Source organism: Galbitalea sp. SE-J8, from assembly GCF_030345695.1.
Taxonomy (GTDB): domain Bacteria; phylum Actinomycetota; class Actinomycetes; order Actinomycetales; family Microbacteriaceae; genus JAUASV01.
In genome coordinates, this window is sequence record NZ_JAUASV010000011.1 from 56602 (window position 1) to 82927 (window position 26326).

22 protein-coding genes are annotated in these 26326 nt (G+C 72.0%); 12 read left to right on the forward strand and 10 right to left on the reverse strand.

Annotated features, from left to right (window positions below; translation table 11 throughout):
- Window positions 1-22: 22 nt before the first annotated feature.
- Window positions 23-1261, reverse strand: a complete 1239-nt coding sequence (locus tag QT381_RS08975; RefSeq protein ID WP_289248568.1) for a glucose-1-phosphate adenylyltransferase — start codon at window positions 1259-1261, stop codon at window positions 23-25.
- Window positions 1262-1309: 48 nt separating this feature from the next.
- On the opposite strand from QT381_RS08975, the gene glgA reads away from it, so the two are divergent.
- From glgA to QT381_RS08995, 4 genes are all read left to right on the forward strand, one after another.
- A complete protein-coding gene (glgA, locus tag QT381_RS08980; RefSeq protein WP_289248569.1) occupies window positions 1310-2494 on the forward strand; it encodes a glycogen synthase in 1185 nt (394 codons plus the stop codon).
- A gap of 51 nt (window positions 2495-2545) precedes the next feature.
- Window positions 2546-3328, forward strand: a complete 783-nt coding sequence (locus QT381_RS08985) for an ABC transporter ATP-binding protein (RefSeq protein ID WP_289248570.1) — start codon at window positions 2546-2548, stop codon at window positions 3326-3328.
- 126 nt (window positions 3329-3454) lie between these two features.
- Window positions 3455-3703: a type B 50S ribosomal protein L31 gene (locus QT381_RS08990; RefSeq protein ID WP_289248571.1), complete on the forward strand. Its 249-nt coding sequence runs from the start codon at window positions 3455-3457 to the stop codon at window positions 3701-3703.
- A gap of 61 nt (window positions 3704-3764) precedes the next feature.
- Window positions 3765-4121 carry a VOC family protein gene (locus QT381_RS08995; protein ID WP_289248572.1) on the forward strand — a complete coding sequence of 119 codons (357 nt, stop codon included), beginning with the start codon at window positions 3765-3767 and terminating at the stop codon, window positions 4119-4121.
- Between the two features lie 4 nt (window positions 4122-4125).
- Here QT381_RS08995 and QT381_RS09000 read toward each other — a convergent pair whose 3' ends face one another.
- Window positions 4126-4863: an exonuclease domain-containing protein gene (locus QT381_RS09000; protein WP_289248573.1), complete on the reverse strand. Its 738-nt coding sequence runs from the start codon at window positions 4861-4863 to the stop codon at window positions 4126-4128.
- A 241-nt stretch (window positions 4864-5104) separates the two neighbouring features.
- Between QT381_RS09000 and QT381_RS09005 the strand changes: the two genes are divergently transcribed.
- Window positions 5105-6112, forward strand: a complete 1008-nt coding sequence (locus QT381_RS09005; RefSeq protein ID WP_289248574.1) for a hypothetical protein — start codon at window positions 5105-5107, stop codon at window positions 6110-6112.
- A gap of 39 nt (window positions 6113-6151) precedes the next feature.
- On the opposite strand, the gene treS is transcribed toward QT381_RS09005, so the two are convergent.
- Window positions 6152-7870: a maltose alpha-D-glucosyltransferase gene (gene treS, locus QT381_RS09010; RefSeq protein WP_289248575.1), complete on the reverse strand. Its 1719-nt coding sequence runs from the start codon at window positions 7868-7870 to the stop codon at window positions 6152-6154.
- Between the two features lie 153 nt (window positions 7871-8023).
- Between treS and QT381_RS09015 the strand changes: the two genes are divergently transcribed.
- Window positions 8024-8914, forward strand: a complete 891-nt coding sequence (locus QT381_RS09015; protein ID WP_289248576.1) for an alpha/beta fold hydrolase — start codon at window positions 8024-8026, stop codon at window positions 8912-8914.
- A 48-nt stretch (window positions 8915-8962) separates the two neighbouring features.
- On the opposite strand, the gene QT381_RS09020 is transcribed toward QT381_RS09015, so the two are convergent.
- From QT381_RS09020 to QT381_RS09030, 3 genes are read right to left on the reverse strand one after another with little or no spacing between them, the layout of a single operon-like run.
- The gene (locus tag QT381_RS09020) at window positions 8963-10051 is read right to left on the reverse strand and encodes a DNA glycosylase AlkZ-like family protein (RefSeq protein ID WP_289248577.1); all 1089 of its coding nucleotides are present in this window, start codon (window positions 10049-10051) and stop codon (window positions 8963-8965) included.
- 33 nt (window positions 10052-10084) lie between these two features.
- Window positions 10085-10711: a histidine phosphatase family protein gene (locus QT381_RS09025; protein WP_289248579.1), complete on the reverse strand. Its 627-nt coding sequence runs from the start codon at window positions 10709-10711 to the stop codon at window positions 10085-10087.
- Window positions 10712-10715: 4 nt separating this feature from the next.
- Window positions 10716-11564 carry a Sir2 family NAD-dependent protein deacetylase gene (locus QT381_RS09030; protein WP_289248580.1) on the reverse strand — a complete coding sequence of 283 codons (849 nt, stop codon included), beginning with the start codon at window positions 11562-11564 and terminating at the stop codon, window positions 10716-10718.
- A 73-nt stretch (window positions 11565-11637) separates the two neighbouring features.
- Between QT381_RS09030 and QT381_RS09035 the strand changes: the two genes are divergently transcribed.
- The 3 genes from QT381_RS09035 to QT381_RS09045 all read left to right on the forward strand — a co-directional run bounded on the left by QT381_RS09035 (window position 11638) and on the right by QT381_RS09045 (window position 14948).
- Entirely contained in the window at window positions 11638-12447 is an 810-nt protein-coding gene (locus tag QT381_RS09035) for a TrmH family RNA methyltransferase (RefSeq protein WP_289248581.1), read from the forward strand.
- Between the two features lie 10 nt (window positions 12448-12457).
- Window positions 12458-13681 (forward strand): D-alanyl-D-alanine carboxypeptidase family protein, encoded by a 1224-nt coding sequence (locus QT381_RS09040; protein WP_289248582.1) that lies wholly within the window; start codon window positions 12458-12460, stop codon window positions 13679-13681.
- Between the two features lie 151 nt (window positions 13682-13832).
- Window positions 13833-14948 (forward strand): fatty acid desaturase family protein, encoded by a 1116-nt coding sequence (locus tag QT381_RS09045; protein ID WP_289248584.1) that lies wholly within the window; start codon window positions 13833-13835, stop codon window positions 14946-14948.
- A 20-nt stretch (window positions 14949-14968) separates the two neighbouring features.
- Here the strand turns inward: QT381_RS09045 and QT381_RS09050 are convergent, their stop codons facing one another.
- Complete coding sequence (locus QT381_RS09050) at window positions 14969-15730, reverse strand: SGNH/GDSL hydrolase family protein (RefSeq protein ID WP_289248586.1); 762 nt, start codon at window positions 15728-15730, stop codon at window positions 14969-14971.
- A gap of 93 nt (window positions 15731-15823) precedes the next feature.
- Between QT381_RS09050 and dinB the strand changes: the two genes are divergently transcribed.
- The 3 genes from dinB (at window position 15824) to QT381_RS09065 (ending at window position 20088) form a co-directional block, all read left to right on the forward strand.
- Window positions 15824-17164: a DNA polymerase IV gene (gene dinB / locus QT381_RS09055; RefSeq protein ID WP_289248587.1), complete on the forward strand. Its 1341-nt coding sequence runs from the start codon at window positions 15824-15826 to the stop codon at window positions 17162-17164.
- A 578-nt stretch (window positions 17165-17742) separates the two neighbouring features.
- The gene (locus QT381_RS09060; protein WP_289248614.1) at window positions 17743-19479 is read left to right on the forward strand and encodes a DEAD/DEAH box helicase; all 1737 of its coding nucleotides are present in this window, start codon (window positions 17743-17745) and stop codon (window positions 19477-19479) included.
- Between the two features lie 66 nt (window positions 19480-19545).
- Entirely contained in the window at window positions 19546-20088 is a 543-nt protein-coding gene (locus tag QT381_RS09065) for a cysteine hydrolase family protein (protein ID WP_289248588.1), read from the forward strand.
- Window positions 20089-20108: 20 nt separating this feature from the next.
- On the opposite strand, the gene QT381_RS09070 is transcribed toward QT381_RS09065, so the two are convergent.
- Genes QT381_RS09070 through imuA' form a run of 3 tightly spaced genes read right to left on the reverse strand, consistent with a single transcriptional unit; the run spans window position 20109 to window position 26238 of the window.
- The gene (locus tag QT381_RS09070; RefSeq protein ID WP_289248589.1) at window positions 20109-23705 is read right to left on the reverse strand and encodes an error-prone DNA polymerase; all 3597 of its coding nucleotides are present in this window, start codon (window positions 23703-23705) and stop codon (window positions 20109-20111) included.
- Window positions 23705-25393, reverse strand: a complete 1689-nt coding sequence (locus QT381_RS09075; RefSeq protein ID WP_289248590.1) for a DNA polymerase Y family protein — start codon at window positions 25391-25393, stop codon at window positions 23705-23707. The genes QT381_RS09070 and QT381_RS09075 overlap by 1 nt, the downstream gene beginning before the upstream one ends.
- Window positions 25390-26238: a DnaE2-dependent mutagenesis accessory factor ImuA' gene (gene imuA' / locus QT381_RS09080; RefSeq protein WP_289248591.1), complete on the reverse strand. Its 849-nt coding sequence runs from the start codon at window positions 26236-26238 to the stop codon at window positions 25390-25392. Before imuA' ends, QT381_RS09075 begins: the two co-directional genes overlap by 4 nt.
- Window positions 26239-26326: the final 88 nt, after the last annotated feature.

A 26326-nucleotide genomic window follows, 5' to 3' on the forward strand; every position in this document is an offset into this window, starting at 1 on the left:
GAGTTCGCGACGCGCGAGACGCTTAGCTGACGTGCACGCCCTTGCCGACGACGGTGATGCCCGACTCGGTGACGGTGAAGCCGCGGGCCCGGTCGGCGTCGTGGTCGACACCCACCGTCGCACCCTCGGCGATGACGACGTCCTTGTCGAGGATAGCCTTGCGCACCACCGCGTTCGGGGCGATCCGCGCGCGCTCGAAGATGATCGAGTCCACGACCATCGCGCCCGACTCGACGGTCGTCCACGGGCCGATGACGCTGCGCTCGATGTGCGCCCCCTGCAGCACCGTGCCGAGCGAGACGATCGAGTCGATCATCGTGCCGAGGTAGCCGCGCGCGTCGCGCACGAACTTCGCCGGCGGCGAGTTGAGCTGCTGCGAGTAGATCGGCCACTCGCCGTTGTAGAGGTTGAAGACCGGCAGCGCCGCGATGAGGTCCTGGTGCGCCTCGAAGAACGACTCGATCGTGCCCACATCGCGCCAGTAGAACTTGTCGCGCTCGGTCGAGCCGGGCACCTCGTTGCGGTTGAGGTCGTAGACGCCGGCACCGCCGCGACTCACGAAGTCGGGCACGATGTCGCCGCCCATGTCGTGGTTCGAGTCGCTGCGCTCGCCGTCCCGGATGACGGCGTCGATGAGCACGTCGGCGTCGAAGACGTAGTTGCCCATCGACGCGAGCACCTCGTCGGGGGAGTCGGCGAGCCCGATCGGCTTCTTCGGCTTCTCGTGGAACGCCTTGATGAGCGTCGGGTCCGACTCGTCGAGCTCGATGACGCCGAACTGGTCGGCGAGCGAGATGGGCTGACGGATGGCGGCGACCGTGAGCCCGCGCCCCGACTCGACGTGCGCCGCGATCATCTGCTCGAAGTCCATCCGGTAGACGTGGTCGGCGCCGACCACGACCACGATGTCGGGCTTCTCGTCGCGCAGCAGGTTGAGGCTCTGCAGGATCGCGTCCGCGCTGCCGGTGTACCAGCGCTTGCCGAGGCGCTGCTGCGCGGGCACCGACGCGACGTAGGCGTTCAGGATGCCGGACAGTCGCCAGGTCTCGGCGATGTGCCGGTCGAGACTGTGCGACTTGTACTGGGTCAGCACGACGATCTTCGTGAGTCCCGAGTTGATGAGATTCGACAGGGCGAAATCGACCAGTCGGTAGCCGCCGCCGAACGGGACGGCGGGTTTGGCACGGTCGGCCGTGAGCGGCATCAGGCGCTTGCCCTCTCCGCCGGCGAGGACGATGCCGAAGATCTTCTTCGATGCCATGAGCACACTTTAGGGCCGCGCGGGAACTCTGCTGTACCTTCGGGAAACATGCGCGTCGATGTGATCAGCCGCGAGTATCCACCCGAGGTGTACGGCGGCGCCGGCGTGCACGTGACGGAGCTCGTGAGGGCCCTCCGGAACGACGACCTCGAGGTCGTCGTGCGGGCGTTCGGCGCCCCGCGCGACGAGCCCGGCGTGTTCTCCTACGGGGTGCCGGCCGAGCTGTCCGGCGCCAACCCCGCGCTCACGACGCTCGGCACCGACCTGACCATCGCCCGGGATGTCGCGGGCGCCGACCTGGTGCACTCGCACACCTGGTACGCCAACGCGGCCGGACACGTGGCGTCGCTGCTGCACGGCATCCCGCACGTCGTCACGGCGCACAGCCTCGAGCCGCTGCGTCCGTGGAAGGCCGAGCAGCTCGGCGGCGGCTACCGCCTCTCCAGCTGGATCGAGTCGGCGGCGTTCGCGGGGGCGGCATCCGTCATCGCGGTGAGCCACGGGATGCGGCGCGACATCCTGCGCGCCTACCCGTTCCTCGACGAGGAGCGCGTGCAGGTCGTGCACAACGGCATCGACCTGGAGCGCTGGGTGCCGACGCACGACCCGGAGCTGGTGCGCTCGTTCGGCATCGACCCCGACCGGCCCTCGGTCGTCTTCGTCGGGCGCATCACCCGGCAGAAGGGCCTGCCCTACCTGCTGCGCGCCGCGGCCCTGCTGCCGCCCGACGTGCAGCTCGTGCTGTGCGCGGGCGCACCCGACACCCCCGAGATCCTCGCCGAGGTGCAGGGGCTCGTGCGCGACCTGCAGCGGCAGCGCTCGGGCGTCGTCTGGATCGAGCGTCTGCTGCCGCAGCACGAGCTCGCCGCGATCCTCTCGAGCGCGACGACGTTCGTGTGCCCGAGCGTGTACGAGCCGCTCGGCATCGTCAACCTCGAGGCGATGGCGTGCGGCGCACCCGTCGTGGGCACGGCGACCGGCGGCATCCCCGAGGTCGTCGCCGACGGCGTCACGGGACGCCTCGTGCCCATCGACCAGATGCAGGACGGCACCGGCACGCCCACCGACCCGGAGCGCTTCGTCGCGGATCTCGCGCGCACCCTCACCGAGGTCGTCGCGGATCCGGATGCCGCGCGCGCGCTGGGACGCGCGGGTCGCGACCGCGCCGAGCGCGAGTTCGGCTGGGACCGCATCGCCGAGCGCACCGAGGCGATCTACCGCTCGCTCGTGTGAGCCCGGGCGGGCCCGCCCGGGCATCCGTTCGATCGCTAGGCTGGGCTCACCATGGCTAGCGTTCTCGAGTTCACCGACGTCTCGATCGTGCGCGAGGGCACGCCCATCCTCGACCACGTCACGTGGTCGGTCGCCGATGACGAGCGCTGGGTGGTGCTCGGCCCGAACGGCGCCGGCAAGACCTCGCTGCTGCAGCTCGCGGGCACCGTCGGACACCCGACGTCGGGATCCGTGCGCGTGCTCGACGAGGGCCTCGGCCGCACGGACGTGTTCGAGCTGCGCCCGCGCATCGGCTTCGCGTCGAGCGCGCTCGCCCGACGGTTCCAGCGCGATGAGACCGTGCTCGACACGGTCATGACGGCGGCCTACTCGGTCACCGGCCGGTGGAACGAGGAGTACGAGGACCTCGACGTGCGCCGCGCCCGCCGGGTGCTCGCCGAGTGGCACCTCGACCACCTCGAGAACCGCCTGTTCGGCACGCTCAGCGACGGCGAGCAGAAGCGCGTGCAGATCGCCCGCGCCGTGATGACCGATCCGGAGCTGCTGCTGCTCGACGAGCCGGCCGCGAGCCTCGACCTGGGTGCGCGCGAGGAGCTGCTGCAGCTGCTCACGGGCTACGCGGGGGAGCCCGGTGCGCCCGCGATCGTCATGGTCACGCACCACGTCGAGGAGATCCCGGTCGGGTTCACCCACGCCCTGCTGCTCGGCAACGGGCGAGTCGTCGCCTCGGGTCCGATCGCCGAGGTGGTCACGGCCGCGACGCTCAGCGACGTGTTCGGCCTGCCGCTCGAGGTCACCGCGGTCGACGGCCGCTTCTCGGCTCGCGCCGCCTGAGCGCCGAGGCGCGTCGCCCGTTCCCGGGCGGCGCTCGCTCTGATAGACTCGTTCGTCGGCCCGCGGCATCGTCGCGCCGGCCCCACGAACTTCCCTCCGTCTCCGATATTTCTCCAAGGACCTGCCATGAAGACCGACATCCACCCCGAGTACAACGCGATCGTCTTCCGCGACCTCGCGTCGGGTGAGACGTTCCTCACGCGTTCGACGCTCACGAGCGACAAGACGATCGAGCTCGATGGCGCGACCTACCCCGTCGTCGACGTCGAGATCTCGTCCGCCTCGCACCCGTTCTACACGGGCAAGCAGCGCATCATGGACTCGGCCGGTCGCGTCGAGAAGTTCAACTCGCGCTACAAGGGCTTCGGCAAGTAAGTCCCTGCGTGTCGAGCGAGAGCCGCCCTCCGGGGCGGCTCTCGTCGGTTAACCTGCCGGCATGCTCGGCATCGGATCGGTCGTCATCCGCGTGGACGACCTCGCCACGCAGAAGGCGTTCTGGATGGCGGCGCTCGACTACGTCGACCGTCCCGACGACGGCGACGACTTCGCGCTGCTGCGCCCCCGATCCGGATCGGGCCCGAACGTCTCGCTCGACGCCGTGCGGTCGGAGCGCGTGCTGCCTCCCCGCATCCACCTCGACCTCTACGCCGACGACCAGGCCGCCGAGGTCGAGCGTCTGCTCGCGCTCGGCGCCCAGCGGGTCGACTGGGCGAAGCGGCCCGCGGATGCCGACTACGTCATCCTCGAGGACCCCGAGGGCAACCGTTTCTGCGTCATCGACACGGGCGAGTGAGCGCTCAGGCGACGTCGAACGCCTCGAGGCCCGCGAGCGTCGGCTGCGCGACGAACGGATGCAGCGGCCAGGTGTGTCGCGTCGTGAACTCCGGATCGGTGCGGCGGCGGTAGTCCTCGAACGAGCGCGACGACGCGTAGGCCCAGCGCACCTGGCGCTCGTGCAGCTCGAGGGCGGTCATGGCGAGCTGCTCGGGGAACGCGCGCGCGAGGGCCTGGGCGACGCGGCCGGCGGCCACGGCATCCGCACCGGCGTCGTGCGCGTCGAGCAGCTCGACGCGGTACAGCGCGGCCGTCGCCGTGAGCGTGCGCTTGCCGGGGCGGTAGCGGTCGAACGTCTTGTCGATGATGAGCGGGTCGACGATGGGCGCCGGGCCGTCGAGGGGGAGCACGCCGTGCCGGCGCGCCTCGCGGTCGAGCAGCGTGAGGTCGTAGGGCGCGTTGTAGATCGCGACCGGCAGGCCGCGGTCGAGCACGTCGGCGAGCGCGTCGAGGATCTCGACGACGACCTGACCGGACGGCCTGCCCTCGGCGCGGGCGCGCTCCGTGGAGATGCCGTGCACGGCGGCGGCGCCCTCGGGGATCTCCACGCCCGGGTCGGCGAGCCACTCGCGCCGCTCGAGCACGTCGCCGTCCGGACCGATGACGCCGACGTGGGCGGAGACGATGCGGGCGCTCTCGGTGTCGATGCCCGTCGTCTCCAGATCGAAGACGGCGAGAGTCTCGTGCCACGCGCTGCTCATGTCCCGGATGCTACGGGGGAGCCACCGACATCCGGGGGAGTGACACCCGGGGCACGGTCCGCGCGGTCGCGACCGACCGGGCGGGTTCCCGCAGCACCGCGTTGGACGCGCTGCCGGTCCGACCGGGCAACTGCAGCCCGAGAAAAACTGCTCTTGACATCCGAGAATCGTGAGTATAATACTCGCGCGTGATGAGTTCGATGCGCGGAGCCGCTCATGGGAGTGAGCAAAGGTGGTCAGAATGAACGTGCGACCCAAGTTCGTCGCGGCGGTCTGCGTGATTTCCGCGCTGGGGCTGGGAATCACGGGGTGCGCGACTGCGCCTTCCGGATCCTCGTCCTCTGGAGCGTCGAATGTCGCGATCCCAGACGACGGCGCGGTGATGACCAGCGACTATACGCATCTAGCGAACGCAGACAGCGTCGAAAAGCTGACCACGCTGGACGACGACCACGACAGCGTTCCATGGGCAGTCATCGCCTCATCAGCGAATTCCCCAGTCCTCTTCATCGCCTACCGCATGCCGACTGACGATTCGCAGTGCGGGGGGCACGTGGGTTCGAACGTTGTCGAAACGGACACGCAGGTCGTCGTCGCGGCTGTAAATGAGCGACCGCAGTCATGGAACGAGAACTGCGTCGCCGAGTCCGAGGTCGGCGGTGGAAGCATCACGCTCGAAGAGCCACTCGGATCCCGTACGCTGATGCACGCAGCGGTGTCGACGTCATGGCAGAGTGCACCCGCGCTTGAAACACGCACGCCCGAGCCGAGCCCGACGCCCGCGATCACACAGACTTATTCGGGAGACGCAACTTGCACCAACCTCATCGATGCCGAGACGTATAAGAGCTTGAAGAGCAAGGGCTACATCGATATCAGCAACGCTTATGCTGACAAGACCAGATCTGATCCCGACGGCGACCTCTTCACGTTCCTTGAATACGGCGGTTTGGTCTGCGCCTGGGCGGCGGAGGACAGCCAGGACGTCTCACTTGTGTACGCCTACGGACCCATTTCTTCGGAAGGGCGCGACCGCATGACGTCGAAGCTTGAAAGGGCCGATTACCTTCACGAGGAGAAGAGTGGATCGTCCGTGCTCTTCACCTACGCCTCGGGGGGCGGCAGCCTTGCAAATGGGCAGGGTGCGGGCGGTGGCTACGCGCTGGGCGAGGGCTACTGGGCTCTCTCCCTGGATAACGGCGGCGGCAATGTGCTGAAGGAAATTATCAAGAATGCACCGGCGTTCTGAGCAGATCGCACGTCGAATAATCGTGCCGACGAGAAGGGGTCAGAGTTCGGTCGATGCCTGCGCCGCGAGGTGCAGCCAGTAGAAGTTCTGCGTCGCGAGGGTGAGCGTGAGCACGCCGTCGTCGCGGACCGTCGGGAACGGCGCCCCGCCGAACAGGTCGTACGGCGCCGCGCCCTCGAACCCCGCGAGGTCGATGTCCACCGCGACCGGGTTGTGCGCGAACGAGAACACGCACAGCACCCGCTCGGGCTGGTCGCCGAACGGCGTGCCCGATCCGCCGTAGTCGCGCACGAACGCGAGCACCGACTCGTGCGAGGTGCGCAGCACCGTGAGCGACCCGAGACCGAACGCCGGATGCGCCTTCCGCACGTGGATGACGTTCCGCACCCAGTGCAGCAGGGAGCGCGACTGGGCGAGCTGCGCCTCGACGTTGGTGTGCGAGTAGTTGTAGACGAGCGACTGCACGATGGGGAGGAACAGCTTGCCCGGGTCGGCGGTCGAGAAGCCCGCGTTGCGGTCCGGGGTCCACTGCATGGGCGTGCGCGAGGCGTCCCGGTCGGGCAGCCAGATGTTGTCGCCCATGCCGATCTCGTCGCCGTAGTACAGGAACGGCGAGCCCTGCAGGCTGAACAGCAGCGCGTGCACGAGCTCGAGCTCCGCGCGGGAGTTGTCGAGCAGCGGCGCGAGCCGGCGCCGGATGCCGACGTTGACGCGCATCCGCGGGTCGTAGGCGTACCAGCCGTACATCGCCTGCCGGTACTCCTCGCTCACCATCTCGAGCGTGAGCTCGTCGTGGTTGCGCAGGAACACGCCCCACGACGCGAACGAGGGCTTGTGCGTGTGCTCGCTGAGCACCCGCACGAGCTCGGTCGCCGACTGCGAGCGCAGCGCGTAGAAGATGCGGGGCATCGCCGGGAAGTCGAACGCCATGTGGCACTCGGGCGCCTCATCCGTGCCGAAGAACTCGACGACCTCGTTCGGCCACTGGTTCGCCTCGGCGATGAGGATGCGGCCGGGGTAGTCGCGGTCGACCATCTCGCGCAGCCGGCGCACGTACTCGTGCGTCGCGGGCTCGCCCTCGCCGGTGCCGCCGTCGGACTCGAAGAGGTACGGGATCGCATCGAGACGGATGCCGTCGACGCCCAGGTCGAGCCAGAACCGGATGATGTCGAACGTCGCCGCGACGACCGCGGGGTTGTCGAAGTTGAGGTCGGGCTGGTGCGAGAAGAACCGGTGGAAGAAGAACTGGCGGCGTTCGGAGTCGAACGTCCAGTTGGAGTCCTCGGAGTCGACGAAGATCACCCGGATGTCGGGGTACTTCTCGTCGGTGTCGCTCCACACGTAGTAGTCGCCGTACGGCCCCTCGGGGTCGGATCGCGACTGCTGGAACCACTCGTGCGCGTCGCTCGTGTGGTTGATCGGCAGGTCGATGACGATGCGCATGTTGCGCTCGTGCGCCTTCGTGACGAGGTCGCGGAACTCGTCGAGGGTGCCGAACTCCGGGAGGATCGTCTGGTAGTCGCTCACGTCGTAGCCGCCGTCGCGCAGCGGCGACGCGAAGAACGGCGGCAGCCACAGCCCGTCCACGCCGAGCCACTGCAGGTAGTCGAGCTTCGACGTGAGACCCGACAGGTCGCCCGCGCCGTCGCCGTTCGAATCGACGTACGAGCGCACCATGACCTCGTAGAACACCGCTCGCTTGTACCACGCCAGGTCGAGCGTGAGACCGGGCAGGGTGATGGGAGCGGTGAAGGACATCGAACTCCTCGCGGGTGGCGGCGGCCGGGTCGGGCACGATCCCGGATGCACGCCGAGTCTAGGAGAGCGCGCGTCGCGGATCGCCGAACGCCGCCCGCGGATCGCCGAACGCCGCCCGCGGATCGCCGGCGGCGCGCTCCCTAGACTGGGCCCGTGCCCCTCGCCTCGCCGTACGCGCCCCGGCTCGCCGAGCTGCCGACGGACGAGCACACGGTCGAGCTGCTCGGCAGCTCGACGCGCTACTGGAGCTACGGACCGGCGGATGCCGCGCTCACCCTCGTGCTCGTGCACGGCTACCGGGGCGACCACCACGGCCTCGAGCCGGTCGTCGCGCAGCTGCGCGGCATCCGTGTGCTCGCACCCGATCTGCCGGGTTTCGGCTCGTCGACGCCGATGACGGATGCCGCCCACGACATCGCGGGATACGCGCGCTGGCTCGGCGCGTTCTCCCGCGCGCTCGGGCTCGGCGACGCCGTCGTGCTCGGCCACTCGTTCGGCTCGATCGTCGTGTCGCACGCGGTCGCGCGTGGCGAGATCTCGCCGCCGCGCGTCGTGCTGGTGAATCCGATCGCGTCGCTGCCGGTCGGCGGCGTGAAGGCGGCGGGCACGCGGGCGCTCGTCGGCGCGCACCGGCTCGCGGGCGCGTTCGGCGACCGCGCGGGCTCGTGGCTGATCGGCAACGCCGCGGTCGTGCGGGCGATGAGCGAGGGGATGGCGCGCACCCGCGACCCGGAGCTGCGACGCTGGATCCACGAGGAGCACGCCCGGTACTTCAGCGCGTTCAGCGACATGACGACCGTGCTCGAGGCGTTCGCCGCCTCGGTCACGGAGACGGTGACGGATGCCGTGGCGGTGCCGGTGCTCGTGATCGGCGCCGAGCAGGACCAGATCGCTCCCGCGGCCGCCGTGCGCGCCTACGCGTCGCGCCTGCCGGACGCGTCGCTCGTGATGATCGACGGCGTCGGCCACCTCATCCACTACGAGCGGCCGCGCGACGCCGCGGCCGCGCTCGTCGGGTGGCTCGGCGCGGGCGAGCTCGCGTGAGCCGCTGAGCCGCTGAGCCGCTGCCGGCCGCTCCGTCGGTCGGACGCCTCACCACGGGTCGGGCGGCTGCACGCCGAGCCAGTCGGCGAGGTCGTCGATCTCGAGACGGATGCGCTCGCGCTCGTCGTCGGTGAGCGGCAGCAGCTCGTGCAGGGCCGTGACGCGCAGGATCTCGTGCTTCCGGTCGACCTCCGCGTCGAGGAGGGCGACGAAGCGGTCGTCGAGCAGCACCGGGTGCGCGAAGTAGCCGTAGACGCGCTGCGCCTTCGGCTTGAACTGCTCCAGCACGTATGCGAAGTCGAAGATCTCCTGCAGCCGAGGGCGGTCGAAGAGCATGCCGTCGTAGGGGTTGAGGATCGCGACCCGCCCCTCGAACGCCTCGTCGTCGAGGCTCGCGAGCAGCTCCGCATCGGCGCGGTAGGCGCGGGACGAGCCCTCGATCGCGACGGGCACGCCCGCGCCGCCGACCGGTGTCCACGGGGAGCGCTGCTTCGCGATGCCGGCCGCGCGCAGGCGTCGCTCGTCCCGCAGCGCGGCGGCCTCGGCATCCGTGTACTCGGGTAGGTCGGCCGGGTAGACGCGCTGGGCGAGATCCCAGCGACGGATGCGGCCCTCGCGACCCGACACCGCGACGACGCCCTGCCGCATGAGGAACTCGAGCATGTGGCCGGTCTGGTTCGAGCCCGACCAGCCGTCCGGCGGGCGGCTCTCCTGCGCGGTGTCGGGGATGTCGGAGGCGAGCAGCGGTCCCTCGGCGCGGAGCCGGGCGATCACGTCGCGCCGGAACGCGTCGTTCGCGGCGAGCCAGTCGATCGAGCTCTGCCGCGTCGGCCACCGCCGCATCGCCGGCAGCATGAGCGGCAGGAGGCTCATCGGACGGAACGTGCCGTCGAACTCGAAGAGTGTGCGATCGAGCTCCGCTGCGCGGGCCAGGGCATACGGCTCGAACTCCATGCCGATGCGCGAGAACAGCATCGTGTGCTCGCACGGCGCGATCACCGCGGTCGGGTCGATCTTGATCGCGCCGAGCTGCTCCGCGACCTCCACGACGTCCGTGGGCCGGTCGGCGTCGAGCAGCTGCGCGCGCACGGCGAGCCGCCGCGCCTCGTCGACCGTGAGCACGCGCGTCCCCGCCATCCGTTCACGGTAGCCCCGCGCGCCCCGCGCGCGTCAGTCGGCGCGGTCCTCGGCGGGGTTCTGCACCTCGAGGGTGCCCGTGCCGACCTCGAGGGAGGCGCGCTCGATCGGGTCGTCGAAGTGCACGAGCTCGAGCGTGCCGTCGGTGTGCCGGAAGCTGTGCACGCTGCCGTTCTCGATCGTCGGGTGGATCACGTCGGGGTCGACCACGCGCAGCACGCTGCGGATCGCGCCGCCGTGCGAGACGACGAGCACCTCCCCGCCCGGATGCCGCTCCGCGATCTCGACGAGCGCGGGCACGACGCGCGCCGAGACGTCGCGCCAGTGCTCGCGGCCGGGCACGGGCGTGTTGCCGGGGAAGCGCGCGTCGATCGAGTCGTGGTCCATGCCCTCGGCCTCGCCGTAGGAGCGCTCGATGATCGCGGGCACGACGACGGGCTCGCCCAGGCCGCACTCGCGCGCGATGATCCGTGCCGTCTCGAGGGCCCGCGACAGCGGCGAGGCGTAGATGGCGTCCCATCGCCGGGTGGCGAGCAGCCGCCCGGTCGCGATCGCCTGCACGCGCCCCATCTCGTTGAGCGGGATGTCGGTCGAGCCCTGCACGCGGCGCTCGCGATTCCAGTCGGTCTCGCCGTGGCGGACCAGGTAGAGGTGCGACATCCGCTCAGCCGAGCCGTTCCGCGAGGGCCGCGAGCGTCTCGGAGGTGCCCGCGTCGATCTTGACGTCGGCCCGCCGGTCGCCCTTCGTCTCGCCGCGGTTGACGATCACGATCGGCACGCGCTTGCGGGCGGCCTGCTCGAGCAGACGGATGCCGGAGTTCACGACGAGCGAGGATCCCGCGACGACGAACGCCTCCGCCCGCTTCACGAGCGTCGTGGCCTCGGTGAACCTCTCGACCGGCACGAACTCGCCGAAGAACACCACCTCGGGCTTGAGCATGCCACCGCACACGGTGCACTCGGGCACGACGAACGCCTCGTGCCCCTCGATCTCGACGTCGCCGTCGGGGTTCAGCACGACCTGGTCGGGCACGTCGAGCCACGGGTTGTCCGCCGAGAGCCGCGCCGCGATGTCGACACGCGCGAACCGCTGGTGGCAGCGCAGGCAGCGCACCCGGTCCATCGATCCGTGCAGGTCGACGACGTGCGTGCTGCCGGCGCGCTCGTGCAGCCCGTCGACGTTCTGCGTGATGATGCCGCCCGCGATGCCGCGCCGCTCGAGCTCGGCGAGCACCTCGTGCCCGACGTTCGGGCGGGCCGCGGCGAAGCGCTTCCAGCCGAGGTGGCTGCCGGCCCAGTAGCGCTGCCGCCGCTCCGCGGACGACAGGAAGTGCTGCACCGTCATCGGGTTGCGCACCGGCGCACCCTGACCGCGGTAGTCGGGGATGCCCGAGTCCGTGCTGATGCCGGCGCCCGTGAGCACCGCGAGCCGGCGGCCGCGCAGCAGGGCGGCGGCGCGGTCGACGAGGTCGCGCACGTCGGCGGTGGGCTCCGCATCCGTCGCGATCGGCATGGCACACCTCCTGTGCCAGGCTAAACGCGCGGGGTTTCTGGTTTGTTTCGGGTGCCCGCGGGAGGGGTGCCGGATGCCGATCGTGCCGATCGACGACCCGACCGACCCGGCGCTGCGCGACTACCGGGATCTGACGGATGTCGCGCTCCGCCGCGTCACGGAGCCCGCGGAGGGCCTGTACCTGGCCGAGAGCGCGAAGGTCATCCGGCGCGCGATCGCGGCGGGCCACGTGCCGCGCTCGGCGCTCGTGCTCGAGCAGTGGCTGCCCGACGTGGAGGCGCTGCTCGCGCCGTTCGACGCGCCGGTCTTCGTCGGGTCGAGTGCGGTGCTGCGCGCGCTCACCGGCTTCGAGATGCACCGCGGCGCGCTCGCCTCGATGCACCGGCCGCCGCTCGCCGACCCCGCCGAGCTGCTCGCGGGCGCCCGGCGCGTCGTCGTGCTCGAGGACATCGTCGATCACACCAACGTCGGGGCGATCTTCCGCTCGGCGGCGGGACTCGGTGCGGACGCCGTGCTCGTCGCGCCGCGCTGCGCCGATCCGCTGTACCGCCGCAGCGTGCGGGTCTCGATGGGCACCGTGCTCCAGGTGCCGTGGACGCGGCTGCCGGACTGGCCGGCGGCGGGGGAGGTGCTGCACGCGGCCGGGTTCCACGTCGCGGCCCTCGCGCTCGCGGACAGCGCCGTGCCGCTCGACGTGTTCGCCGCGGACGCCCCCGAGCGCGTCGCTGTCCTGCTCGGCGCCGAGGGCGACGGGCTCTCCCGCGCGGCGATCGCGGCATCCGACACGGTCGTCACGATCCCGATGCTGCACGGTGTCGACTCGCTCAACGTCGCCGCGGCGAGCGCCGTGGCGCTGTGGGAGTTGCGAGCGAGCCGCCCCTAGCATCGATCGGGTGCCCCTCAGCCGTCGACAGATCTACCGCCGACGACGCATCACGGTGTTCGGCGGCCTCGCCCTCGTGCTCCTGACCGCGTTCTACCTGCCGTTCTCGCTGCTCGCGCCGGTGTCGGCCGCACGCGTGACGCGAACGGATGTCGCCGCACCGACCTCCGCGGCCGCGTCGCTCGCCTGGCCGGCCTACGGCGCGAGCGCGATCGGCGCCGTCGGCTACGACGGCGTGCTCGGCTCCGCAGGCAGCACCGACCCGCTGCCGATGGCGTCGATCTCGAAGGTCATCACCGCGCTCGTCGTGCTCGAGGCGAAGCCCCTCGGCGTGGGGGAGAGCGGCCCGACGATCACGACCACGCAGGCGGACGTCGACCTCTACCGGCACTACCTCGCGCTCAACGGCGCACTCGCCACGGTGCGGGTCGGTCTGCAGCTCAGCGAGCTGCAGCTGCTGCAGCTCGCGCTCGTGAAGAGCGCGAACAACTACGTCGGCACGCTCGTGAACTGGGCCTTCGGGTCCCAGGATGCGTTCCTCCCGGTCGCGCGGAAATGGCTCACCGACCACCGGCTCACGGGCACGACCATCGTCGAGCCGACCGGCATCGACCCGAAGAACGTGAGCACGGCGACCGACCTGGTGCGCCTCGGCGAGCTCGCGATCGCGAACCCGCTCGTCGCGCAGCTCGTGAGCACGACGAAGATCGACATCCCGGGGGTCGGCGAGTTCGAGAACAGCAACGCGCTGCTCGGCGTCGACGGCGTCACGGGGCTCAAGACCGGCACGCTCGACACCGCCGGGGCGAACCTGCTGTTCAGCGCAGCGAAGACGTACGGCGACTCGACCGTGACGGTGATCGGCGTCGTGCTCGGCGGCAAGGACCACCCGACCATCGACCGGGACATCCAGGCCCTGCTCGACGGGGTGTACGCCGGCTTCCACGAGGTGCAGCTCACCACCGCGGGCACCCGCTACGGCACGGCGACGACCCCGTGGGGGCAGACGAGCGACATCGTCGCGGCGACCACGGCATCCGTGCTGGTGTGGAGCGACACCCCGATCTCGGTGCGCGAGTCGATCTCCCCGATCTCGACGGGGGTCGCGGGTGCCGACGTCGGCGACCTCGACATCACGGTCGGCGACCGAGACTACACGGTCGACCTCGCCCTCCGGTCGGCGCTCGTCGACCCCGGGCCGGGCTGGCGGCTCACGCACCCGTTCGGGCGCTGAGCGCTCCGGCGCGCTCGGGCGCTGAGCGCTCCGGCGCGCGCGGGCCGGCCTCCGGCGCGTTCTCAGGCGCGGCACGTAAGCTCGCCGCATCCGTCACGGAGCGCTCGCTTCATTTCAACCCGGCTGGGAAGTCACTCGAGGCCGAGGTCCCATGTCGAACGCCGCTCTGTCGCACCCGCAGCCCTCCCGCCCGTCGCGGATCATCCGCACCGGGCCCGGCGAGGGCCGCCCGCAGACCTCCGAGTTCTCCGCGCTCCTCGCCACCGTGCGCGACGCGGGCCTGCTGCGCCGCCGCCCGGGGTTCTACATCGCCGTCTTCGCGATCCTCGTCGCGCTGACCGGGGGAGCGATCGCCGGCATCGTGCTGCTGCACGAGTCCTGGCTGATCCTGCTCGTCGCCGCGGGACTCGGCGTGCTGTTCACCCAGTTCGCGTTCCTCGCGCACGAGGCCGCGCACCGGCAGGTGTTCGAGTCGCACCGGGCGAACGAGTTCTCGGGCCGGCTGCTCGCCGACTTCGTCGTCGGCATCAGCTACTCGTGGTGGATGAACAAGCACACGCGGCACCACGGCAACCCGAACACGGTCGGCAAGGACCCCGACATCGAACCGGATGTCGTCATGTTCCGCACCGAGGACACCGAGAAGGTCACCGGCCGCGTCTACTCCTGGCTGCTCAACCGCCAGGCCTGGTTCTTCTTCCCGCTGCTGCTGCTCGAGGGCGTCAACCTGCACCGCCACGCGTTCACGACGGTGTTCTCGGCCGGCAAGGTCGACAAGCGGGCGCTGTCCATCTCGCTGCTCGTGGCCCGCAACATCGTCTACCTGTCGCTGCTGTTCTGGCTGCTGCCGCCCGGCATGGCCGTCGCGTTCCTCGGCGTGCAGATGGCCGTCTTCGGGCTCTACATGGGCTCCTCGTTCGCACCGAACCACATCGGCATGGCCGTGCTGCCGGCGACGAGCCGCATCGACTTCCTGCGCCGCCAGGTGCTCACGAGCCGCAACATCACCGGCGGCTGGTGGATGACCGCGTTCATGGGCGGACTCAACTTCCAGGTCGAGCACCACCTGTTCCCGAGCATGCCGCGGCCGCACCTGCGCCGCGCGAACGAGATCGTGCGCGAGTACTGCGAGGCGCGCAGCGTGCGGTACACCGAGAACCCGCTGCCGACGGCGTGGCGCGTCGTGCTGCGCTACCTCGACCGGGTCGGACTCGCCGCGGGCGTCGCGGCCTTCGACTGCCCGACCGCGATGCGGTACGGGCGGTAGCTGCGGGCGGTGGCTGCGGGCTAGAACCCCGGGCGCTTCGCGGTGATGCCATCGCCGGACGACTGGTGACGGATGCGCCGCAGCACCCACGGCACGAAGTACTCCCGCGCCCAGCTGAGGTCCTCGGTGCGGGCCTGGCGCCAGGGCTGCTTCGGCAGCGGCTCGGGCACGACCGCGTCGAGGTCGTTCTCGACGTTCAGGGCGCGCAGCACCATGCGCGCGATCGTCTGGTGGCCGATCGGTGAGAAGTGCAGCCGGTCGGGCGCCCACATCCGCGGGTCGGACAGCTCGCGCAGCGCCCACATGTTCGCGAGCACCGCGTCGTGCTTGAGCGCGAGCGCGGCGACGTTCTCGTTGTAGATCGCGACCTTGCCCCGGATGCGCCCGAGCACCGGCGTCTGCCCGATGTCGGGACCGGTGAACACCACGACGGTCGCGTCGTCGGCCCGCAGGCGCCCGACCGCGGCGTCGAGGCGGCTCGCCACGTCATCCGGATCCGTGCCGGGACGGATGATGTCGTTGCCGCCCGCGGAGATCGTGATGAGGTCGGGGCGCAGCTCGAGCGCGGGCTCGATCTGCTCGTCGACGATCTGCTGCAGCAGGCGTCCGCGGATGGCGAGGTTCGCGTACGCGAAGTCCTCGGTCTGCACCGCGAGCACCTCGGCGACGCGATCGGCCCAGCCGCGGTGCCCGCCGGGCGAGTCGGGTTCCGGGTCGCCGATGCCCTCGGTGAACGAGTCGCCGAGGGCGACGTACCGGGTCCACGGGTGCTGTTCGGCCATCACCCGATTCTGCTCCTCCTCCCGGATGTCGCACGTCCTCCCGGATGTCGCACGCGCCTGCGAGCATGGACCGAGCGGGAGAGCGGAGCGCACGTGAGCAAGCAGGACGGCAGCGGTCGCCAGACCACTGCGCCCGGGGTCGACGACTCGACCGCGACGATCCTGCACGCCGACCTCGACGCGTTCTTCGCCTCCGTCGAGCTGCTCGAGCATCCGGAGCTCGTCGGCAAGCCCGTCATCGTGACGCACGACTCGGCCCGGGCGGTCGTCACGGCCGCGACCTACGAGGCCCGCAAGTACGGCGTGAACTCGGCGATGCCGACCGCACGCGCGAAGCAGCTCTGCCCGCAGGCGATCATCCTGGAGCCGCACTTCGAGCGCTACCAGCACTTCTCCCGCGTCGTCATGGGGGTGTTCGACGACGTCACACCGCGCGTCGAGAAGGTCGGCATCGATGAGGCGTTCCTCGACGTGAGCGGGGCGACGCGGGTCTTCGGCGGTCCGATCGCGATCGGCCAGCACATCCGTCGCCGGGTGCGCGACGAGACCGGCCTCGTCGTCTCGATCGGTGCGGCCGCCACGAAGTTCGTCGCGAAGCTCGCGTCGGGTCGCTCGAAACCCGACGGCCTGCTCGTCATCCCCGCGGACGGCACCCTCGACTTCCTGCATCCGCTGCCGATGTCGGCGCTGTGGGGCGTCGGCGGCAAGACGGAGGAGCAGCTCGCGCGCCTCGGCATCCGCACGATCGCCGACGTCGCCCGGATGCCGCTGCCGGCCCTCGAGCGCTCGATCGGCACGGCATCCGCGCGGCGCCTGCACGAGCTGTCCTGGGGGCGTGACCCGCGGGCCGTCGAGGGACTCGTCGGGGAGAAGAGCATCGGCCACGAGGAGACGTTCAGCACCGACATCGCCGACCCCGCGACCCTGCGCCGCGAGCTGCTGCGGCTGTCGTCGATGGTCGCGCGCCGCCTGCGCGCCCAGGGCGTCACGGGTCGCACGGTCGTGCTCAAGCTGCGCTACGGCGACTTCACGACGATCACCCGCTCGCGCACGCTCGCCGAGCCGACGAGCGTCGCGCGGCGCATCTACGAGGAGGTCGCCGACGTCTACGCGGCGGTCGGCCCGCACCGCCCGGTGCGGCTCATCGGGGTGCGGATGGAGCAGCTGACGGATGCCGCTCCCGCGGCCGCGCTGTGGGACGACGACGAGGACTGGCGCGAGGCCGAGTCCGTGATGGACGCGGTGCACGAGCGGTTCGGGCGCGGCGTCATCGCGCCCGCGTCGCTCCTCGGCGGAGCACGAGCCGGCCGTGGCGCGCGAGCCGAGCGCGACGCCGGCGCACGAGCCGAGCGCGACGCCGGCCGCGGAGCCGGCGCACGAGCCGAGCGCGACGTCGAGGCCCGCAAGTACACGGCCCGCGACGGCCGCGCCTGACCCGCGCCCCGCCCGCCCGCACCCCTGACCCCGACCCGACCCCGGCCCCGGAAATGCAGGAGGCCTGACCCCGCGCCCCGCCCGCCCGCACCCCGACCCCGGCCCCGATCCCGACCACGACCACGGAAATGCAGGAGGCCTGACCCCGAACGTGCGCTGTGGGGCTCGACACGCCGGGTGATGGAGCGTCGGCTCCTGCATTTCCGTGATGGGCGGTGCATCTCCGCGCTGGACGGCCCCGACCACGGAAATGCAGGAGGCCTGACCCCGAACGTGCGCTGTGAGGCTCGACACGCCGGGTGATGGAGCGTCGGCTCCTGCATTTCCGTGATCGGCTCCTGCATTTCCGCGCTCGGCGGTGCATCTCCGCGCTGGGCGGTGCACCTCCGCGATGCGCGCCGGCTCCTGCATTTCCGTGATGGGCGCGTCGGTGTCGGCGTGCTCGGGTAGCGTCTTGTGCAGTGAGCGACACCGACCCGCACCCGATTCCCGGGTCCGGTGCACCCGTTCACGGCGGCCCCAGCGCCGGCACTGCCGAGGCGGAACGCCTACGTGTCGGCACCTATTCGGCCGAGCGACTGCCGCCGGCATTCCCGGAGCGTGCGCCGCGCGGCACCGCGGGGAGCCTGCGCGCCTGGCAGCAGGAGGCCCTCGACGAGTACTTGCGCCGCGAGCGCCGGGACTTCCTCGTCGCCGCGACCCCCGGCGCCGGCAAGACCACCTTCGCGCTGCGCGTCGCAACCGAGCTCATCGCCCGGCGGATCATCGACCGGGTGACGGTGGTCGCGCCCACCGAGCACCTCAAGAACCAGTGGGCCGACGCGGCGCACCACGTCGGCATCCGTCTCAACCCGGAGTACAAGAACGGCGAATCGTGGGCCGGGCGGCGCTTCCACGGCATGGCGGTCACCTACGCGCAGGTCGCCACCGGCGCGAGCCTGCACCAGCGCATCACCGAGTCGCATCGCACGCTCGTCATCCTCGACGAGGTGCACCACGGCGGCGACGCGCTCAGCTGGGGGGATGCGATCCGCGAGGCGTTCGCGGGCGCGGTGCGGCGGCTGTCCCTCTCGGGCACGCCGTTCCGCAGCGACACCGCGCCGATCCCGTTCGTGACGTACGCGCCCGACGCGTCCGGCATCCGCACCTCCGTCACCGACTACTCGTACGGCTACGGCCGCGCCCTCGCCGACGGCGTCGTGCGCCCGGTGCTGTTCATGGCCTACGCGGGACGGATGCGGTGGCGCACCCGCGACGGCGACGAGATGGAGGCGCGGCTCGGCCAGGGCGACACGAAGGACGTCACCGCGCAGGCCTGGCGCACGGCGCTCGACCCGGCCGGCGATTTCATGCCGAACGTGCTCGCCGCCGCCGATCGCCGTCTCACCGAGGTTCGCGAGCACGTGCCGGATGCCGGTGGTCTCGTCATCGCGACCGACCAGACCACGGCGCGCGCCTACGCCGAGCTCCTGCTCAGGATCACCGGCCGCAGGCCGACGATCGTGCTCTCGGACGAGAAGGCGTCGAGCGCGCGCATCGAGCAGTTCGCGAAGAGCGAGGACCGCTGGCTCGTCGCCGTGCGGATGGTGTCGGAGGGCGTCGACGTGCCGCGCCTGTGCGTCGGGGTGTACGCGACATCCGCTTCGACGCCGTTGTACTTCGCGCAGGCGATCGGGCGCTTCGTGCGCGCGCGGCGCCGCGGTGAGGTGGCGAGCGTGTTCGTGCCGAGCGTGCCGGCCCTGCTCGAGCTCGGCGCACAGCTCGAGCGGGAGCGCGACCACGCCCTCGATCGGGACACGGATGATGCGCTCTACCTCGACGACGCGCTCGTCGAGGAGGCGAACGCGTCGGAGTCGGTGAGCGAGAGCCTCGCCGAGGAGTTCGAGTGGAAGGCGCTCGAGAGCGACGCGAACTTCTCGCACGTGCTGTACGACGGCGAGGAGTACGGCTTCGCGGCCGCGACGCTGTCCGAAGAGGAGGAGGACTTCATCGGCCTCCCCGGCATCCTCGAGCCCACGGAGGTCAAGGAGCTGCTGCGGGCGCGTCAGCAGCGGCAGGCGCGGCGGTCGGCCGAGCGCCCTCCGGGCGAGCGACCGCCGGAGCTCGAGCCCCCCGCCGCGATGCACCGCACCCTCAAGGAGCAGCGCACCCTGCTCAACTCGCTCGTCGGCGTGCGCGCGAAGCTGTCCGGCCAGCCGCACGGCATGATCCACACCGAGCTGCGCCGCGTGTGCGGGGGCCCCGCGGTGCCGCAGGCGACCGTCGCGCAGCTGCAGGCGCGCATCGACTACCTGCGCCGCATCCTGCACTCCTGACCGCCGCCCGCGCTCCTGACACGGCCGGCTCGCCCAGGGAGTCGCGCGTGCTGGCACGATGGGGTGATGAGCGAGCAGATCGCCGTGATCGTCATCGACCTGCAGGTCGGCGTGCTCGAGAACTGCGTCGACGCCCGCGGCGTCACCGAGCGCACCGCCGCCCTCGTGCGACGCGCCCGCTCGGAGGGCGTGCCGGTCGTCTGGGTGCAGGATCACGACGACTTCCCCGAGGGGTCGGACGGATGGCGCCTCGCTGCGCCGCTCGAGCGCCGGCCCGATGAGCCGCTCGTACGCAAGCGCTACCGCGACTCGTTCGCCGGCACCGATCTGGCGGAGGTGCTCGACCGTCTCGCCGCCACCCGACTCGTGATCGCCGGCGCGCAGAGCGACTACTGCATCCGCACCACGACGCAGGCGGCGGCAGCCCGGGGTTTCGACGTCACGCTCGTGAGCGATGCCCACACGACCTCGGATGCCGAGTTCGACGGGATCACGATCAGCGGCGAGCAGATCGTGGCGCACACGAACATGTACTTCCGGGGCCTGCGGTACCCGGGTCAGCGCTTCGGCATCGCCTCCCACGATCGCGTGCCGCTCGCATCGGCGTGATGCGTCGGAGCGGCGACTCGTCAGTGGAAGTCGCGGGAGCGGTGCTTCGCCGTGATCGGCAGGGTCTCGAAGGCGTCGGCGAGGAGGTTGATGACGCCCTCCTCGCTTCTCTCGAGGATGCCGCGCACGATGAGCGCGGGGGAGTCGCGCGCGATGAGGCGGTAGCGCCCCCACACGCCCACGGAGCAGATGACGTTGACGAGACCGTCCTCGTCCTCGAGGTTCATGAACGTGATGCCGCTCGCCGTCGCCGGACGCTGCCGGTGGGTGACGACGCCGCCCACCTCGATGCGCGTTCCGGATTCGGTGGTGCGCAGCATCCGGGAGGGCAGGACGCCGCGCGCGTCGAGCATGTCGCGCACGTGCGCGATGGGGTGGTCGGCGGGTGAGATGCCCGTCGCCCACAGGTCGGAGACGAGGTCGTCGGCGGTCGTCGCGAGCGGGAACAGCGGCGGCTGCACGGCGACGACCGTGTCGCGCAGGTACTCGGCGCGATCCTGGGCCGCGCTGCCCGCGAGCCACAGCGCCTCGCGCCGGGTGAGCCCCATCGACGCGAACGCGTCGGCGGTCGCGAGCGCCTCGAGCTGGCGGGTGTCGAGCCCCGTGCGGCGCACGAGGTCGTGCATGTCGAGGAAGGCGCCGGATGCCTCGCGCTCCTCGACGATCCTCGTCGCGACGTCGAGGCCGATGCCCTTGACGTCGGCGAGTCCGAGGCGCACCGCGAGGTTCGCGTCGCGTCGGTGGTCGTCGGTGGAGAACGGCGCGTCGCGGTCGAACTCTTGCGGCACGGGCTGCTGGTGCGGGTCGAGGCAGGCGGGGGAGCCTGTGGCCGGTGGTCTCGAGACGCGACGCGCCTCCGGCGCGGCGCTCCTCGACCAGCGGGAGACACCCTCCGGCGCGGCGCTCCCCGACCAGCGGGAGATACCCTCCGGCGCGGCGCTCCTCGACCAGCGGGAGACACCCTCCGGCGCGGCGCTCCCCGACCAGCGGGGATCCGCCGACGAGCGGGAGGAGTCCACCGCCTCGAGGCCCGCCTGCGCGCCCGAGAGCAGCACGTCGGGGCGCCGGGTCTCGACGCCGTGGCGGCGCGCATCCGCCGTGAGCGAGGCGGGGGAGTAGAAGCCCATCGGCTGCGCGCGCAGCAGCCCCGCGAGGAACGCCCCCGGGTAGTGCAGCCGCAGCCACGAGCTCGCGTAGACCAGCAGGCCGAAGCTCAGCGCGTGCGACTCGGCGAACCCGAACGAGGCGAACGCCTCGATGCGCTGGTAGAGCTCGTCGGCGAGCGCGCCCGTGATGCCGTTGCCCGCCATGCCCGCGTAGAGCTTCTCCCTCAGGCTCGCGATCTTCTCGATGCCGCGCTTCGACCCCATGGCCCGCCGCAGGCGGTCGGCCTCCTCGGGGGAGAAGTCGGCGACCGCGACCGCCATGTGCATGAGCTGCTCCTGGAAGATCGGCACGCCCAGGGTGCGCTCGAGCACCGGCTCGAGCTTCGGATGCGCGTAGGTGATCTCCTCCTCGCCGAGCTTGCGCCGCACGAACGGATGCACCGCCCCGCCCTGGATCGGACCGGGCCGCACCATCGCGATCTGGATGACGAGATCGTAGAACCGCCGCGGCCGCAGGCGCGGCAGCAGCCCCATCTGCGCGCGCGACTCGACCTGGAACACGCCGATCGAGTCGGCGCGGCAGAGCTGGTCGTAGACCCCCGGCTCCTCCTTGGGGATCGTCGCGAGCTCCCACCGCTCGCCGAGGTGGTCGGCGACGAGGTCGAGCGTGTGCTGCATCGCCGACAGGATGCCGAGGCCGAGCAGGTCGAACTTGACGAGCCCCATCCAGGCGCAGTCGTCCTTGTCCCACTGCAGCACGGTGCGGTCCGTCATGCGTCCGTGCTCGATGGGCACGACCTCGCCGACCGGACGCTCCGTGAGCACCATGCCGCCCGAGTGGATGCCGAGGTGGCGCGGCAGCGACAGCGTGCGCTCCGCGAGGTCGAGCACGGCATCCGGGATGTCGCTCTCGGGGGTGCGCAGCATGCCGCGCTCGACGTGCTTGCTCCACGCGTCCTGCTGGCCGGGGGATGCGCCGAGCGCCTTCGCCATGTCACGCACGGCGTTCTTCGGCCGGTACTGGATGACGTTGGCGACCTGCGCGGCATTGCGGCGGCCGTAGCGCTCGAACACCCACTGGATGACCTCCTCGCGCCGGTCGGAGTCGAAGTCGACGTCGATGTCGGGCTCCTCCTCGCGGATGGAGGAGATGAAGCGCTCGAACGGCAGGCCGTAGAAGATCGCGTCGACCGCCGTGATGCCGAGCGCGTAGCACACCGCCGAGCTCGCCGCGCTGCCCCGGCCCTGGCACAGGATGCCGCGCGAACGCGCGAAGGCGACGATGTCGTGCACGATGAGGAAGTAGCCGGGGAAGTCCTTCTCCTCGATGACGTCGAGCTCGTGCGCGATACGGTCGCGGTGACCGGCCGGCAGCGGGTCGCCGTAGCGCTCGGCGGCTCCCCGCCAGGTCAGCTCGCGCAGCCAGCTCGCCGGGGTGTGCCCCGCGGGCACCTCCTGCTTCGGCAGCCGGGGCCGGGCCCGCCGCAGCTCGAAGGCGAGGTCGGCCGCGAGGTCGACGGTCGTCTCGACCGCGCCCGGGTAGCGCGCGAACAGGCGCGTCATCTCGGCGCCCGAGCGCAGGTGGGCAGCGGATGCCGCGGGCAGCCAGCCGTCGAGGTCGTCGAGACTGCGGCGGGCGCGCACCGCCGCGAGCGCCGCGGCGAGGTCGGCGTCGGCCGGGGTCGCGTAGTGCGCGTTGCCGGTCGCGACCACCGGCATCCGTCGCTGCCGTGCGAGCTCGAACAGCGCGTCGTTGTGGGTGGAGGCGAGCGGGTCGCCGTGGTCGTAGAGCTCGACGACGACCGTGCCGAACAGCTCGCGCAGGCGGTCGAGCTCGCGGCCGGCGGCGCGCATCGCGGTGTCGCGGTCGCCGCCCGCCCACACGCCGTCGCGGCCCGCGAGGGCGCTGCGCACCCAGCCCTTGCGGCATCCGGTGAGGGCGACGAGGTCGGGATGCGCGATGTCGTCGAGCGAGTACCGCGGCCGCCCCTTCTCCGCCCCGGCGAGCTGGGCGGAGGTGATCGCGCCCGCGAGCGCGTGGTAGCCGTCCTGCCCGCGCGCGAGCAGCAGCAGGTGGTGGCCCTCGGGGTCCGCCTCGCCGTTCTGCGGCTTCGTCAGCCCGAGCGAGAGCTCGGCGCCGAACACGGTCGCGACGCTCTCGTGCCGCTCGGCGGCCTCGGCCATCCGTGCGATCCCGTAGAAGCCGTCGTGGTCGGTGAGCGCGAGGCCGGTGAGCCCGAGGCGGGCGGCCTCCTCGAGCAGTCGCTCGGGCATCGACGCGCCGTCGAGGAAGCTGTAGGCGGAGTGCGCGTGCAGCTCGGCGTAGGGCACGGCGTCGGCGGGCGGCTCGATGCGCTCGGCGACGTAGGCGGGGCGCTTGTGCGAGAACGCGGGACCGTCGCCGCCGTCGCTGTCCTCGGGCACGGGGCGCGGGCGGGAGCCCCGGTTGCCCGAACCCGAGAGCGTGCGCTCGAACTCGCCCCAGGTCACGGGCGGGTTGTTCCAGCCCATCAGTCGTACCGCCCCTCGAGGAACCACTCGGGGGCAGCGGTCGTATCCGCGCGCCGCGGCATCTCGAGCACGAGCAGCCAGGCACTGCCCGCGTCGTCGACCACCTGGAAGCGGTGCGCCCGGCGGGCCGCGGCCGCATCCCACCAGCGCTCGTCGACGGGCCACGGCCCGGCCCACGCGGTGAGGGCGCGCACGCGCGAGCCCGTCGCCATGCGGGCGGGCGGCGCGGAGAGCGCGCCGCGGTCGTCGATCGCGACGAGCGCGCCGTCGGCCGCGAACACGGACACCGGATGCCGCACCGCGAACACCGTCGCGGGCGCCGGGTCGGGCAGCCGTCCCGGCCACGGGCGCGCCGGCGGCCGGACGGCGAGGTCGGGGGCCTCATCCGTCGGGTCGCCCCACGGCACGAGCACCTGCCGGTCGGCGACCGAGCGGCCGCCGCCGACGACCGCCTGCAGCACACCGCCGTGCCCGAGCATGCTCTGCACCCGTGTCATGCCGCGGTGCACGCGCTCGTCGGGACCGCCGCCCCACAGCCCCTGCTCGTGCTGCCCGATCGGGTCGACCGTCTCGGGCACGAGACGGATGCGCACGACCCCGGAGCCGAGGCCGGCGTCCTCGCCCGCGCCCTGCAGCTGCCAGCGCACCCGGTCGACGACGTCGGCGGGCGAGAACGAGCGCGGATGCAGCCAGGTGCGCTCCGCATACTCGCCGTTCTCCGTCTCGACCTCGACGCGCAGCGCCGTGCAGACGAGTCGCGCGGCGACGAGCGCGGTGACGAACCGGTCGGCGCTCGCCCGCACCGCGAACGCGATCTGGTCGACGCGATCGAGCGGCGGCTCGAGATCGAGGCGCACGGCGAGCTCCGGCGGGGGAGTGCGCGCGCGCACGGGCCGCGCATCCGCTCCCGCCGCGAGCGCGTGCAGCCAGGCGGCGGACTCGCCGAACCGGTCGCGCACGTCGGTCGGCGCGAGCGCCGCGAACCCGCCGAGGGTCGCGATGCCGAGGCGGCGCAGCAGCGCGACGAGGTCGGCGTCGCCGATCGCCGCGACGGGCAGCCCGGCGAGGAACGCCGTGCTGCCGTCCGCGGGCACCACGACGGGTCGTCGCCCGTCGGCGCGTCGGGCCGCCTGCTCCGCGGCGAACGGGCCGTCGGCGATGCCGACGCGCGTGTCACGGATGCCGAGGTCGTCGAGCACGCCGGCGAGCGCGATCCCCGCCGCGAGCTCGCCGCCGTAGTACCGCGCCGGACCCCGCTCCCGCACCGCGACCATGCCGGGGCGCAGCACCTGCACCCCGGGCGTGAGCGCCTCGATCGCCGTGAGCACGGGCTCGAAGGCGCGGGCGTCGAGGCTCGGCTCGTACTCCCGCACGAGGAGGTCGGGGCAGCGCGCCTGGGCGTCGCGCACGCGCATCGCGCGCCGCACCCCCTGGGCGCGAGCGGATGCCGAGCACGCGAACACCGCGCCGCTCGCGATGAGCGCGATGCGCTCCCCGACGTCGATGCCGGTCGAGCGCGCGAGCGCCGAGATCGGCCAGTCGGGGCTCCACAGCACGATCGTGCGCGTGGTGCCGACGTCGGCCGCCCGCAGCCGCGTGGCGGTCTCGGGCTGTGCCGTGACGCTGCCGCCCGCGTCGCCGATGCGGGGACGCGGCGCCCGGTGCGCCTTCGACGCCCGGGGGCTCATCCGGCCCTCCGCACCGCATCCGCCCGCTGCGCCGCCGCGCCCGCCCGCTGCGCCGCCGCGCCCGCCCGCTGCGCCACTGGTCGAAGCGCGGGCGTCTCGCTCTCGACGGCGCGGAACTCGGCGCGCGCGTCGGGCAGCCACAGCCGAGCGCTGCGCGGACGCCCTGCCGTGCGCGTCGTGACCGTCACGGTCGCCTGCCGCGCCTCGAGGTAGCCGTGTCCCTCGCCGATGCCCGTCCACGCGCTGTCGCCGAGGCTCAGCATCGCCTCCGTCTGCGGCCACGCGCCCTGCACGAGCAGGGTCACGCCGCGCTGCCGCAGGCGGGCGGCGAGCCGGGCGATGCTCGCGTCGCCCGCGCGACGGCCCGGACGCACCACGACGACGTCGAGCACGTCGGCCACGGCCGCGGTGACGGCGAGCCACTGGTCGCCCGGATGCGGCACGAGCGCGAGCCGCTCGAGGTCGACCCCGAAGCGCGCCGCGGCCTCGACGCCGAACTCGGGCACGCCGATCACGCCGCACCAGCTGCCGGCGGCACTCGGACCGGCGAGCAGCGCCATGAGCAGCGTCGCCGAGGAGTCGACGCTGTAGGCCGAGCCCTGCTTCAGTCCGCCGCCGGGCAGCAGGCCCGCGATGGCGGGGTGCGTCGGGATGGTCGGCTCGGCGAGCGTCGTCGCCTGCATGGAACGGATGCGGTCCTGCAGCTCGCGCACGCGCTCGGCGCGCGCGTCGGCATCCGTCGTCCCGCTGGTCGAGCCTGCCGAGACCGCGCGCGGCGCAGCGCTCGACGGACCGTCGACGTGAGGAGGAGCAACCGGATGCAGCACCACCCCAGGTTCGAACATACGTTCGATGATGTCAATCGCCGCCGACATCGCCCGGCGTGTCACGGGCTTCGGCGGTAGTAGCGGGCCAACGGCGGGCGCTACAACG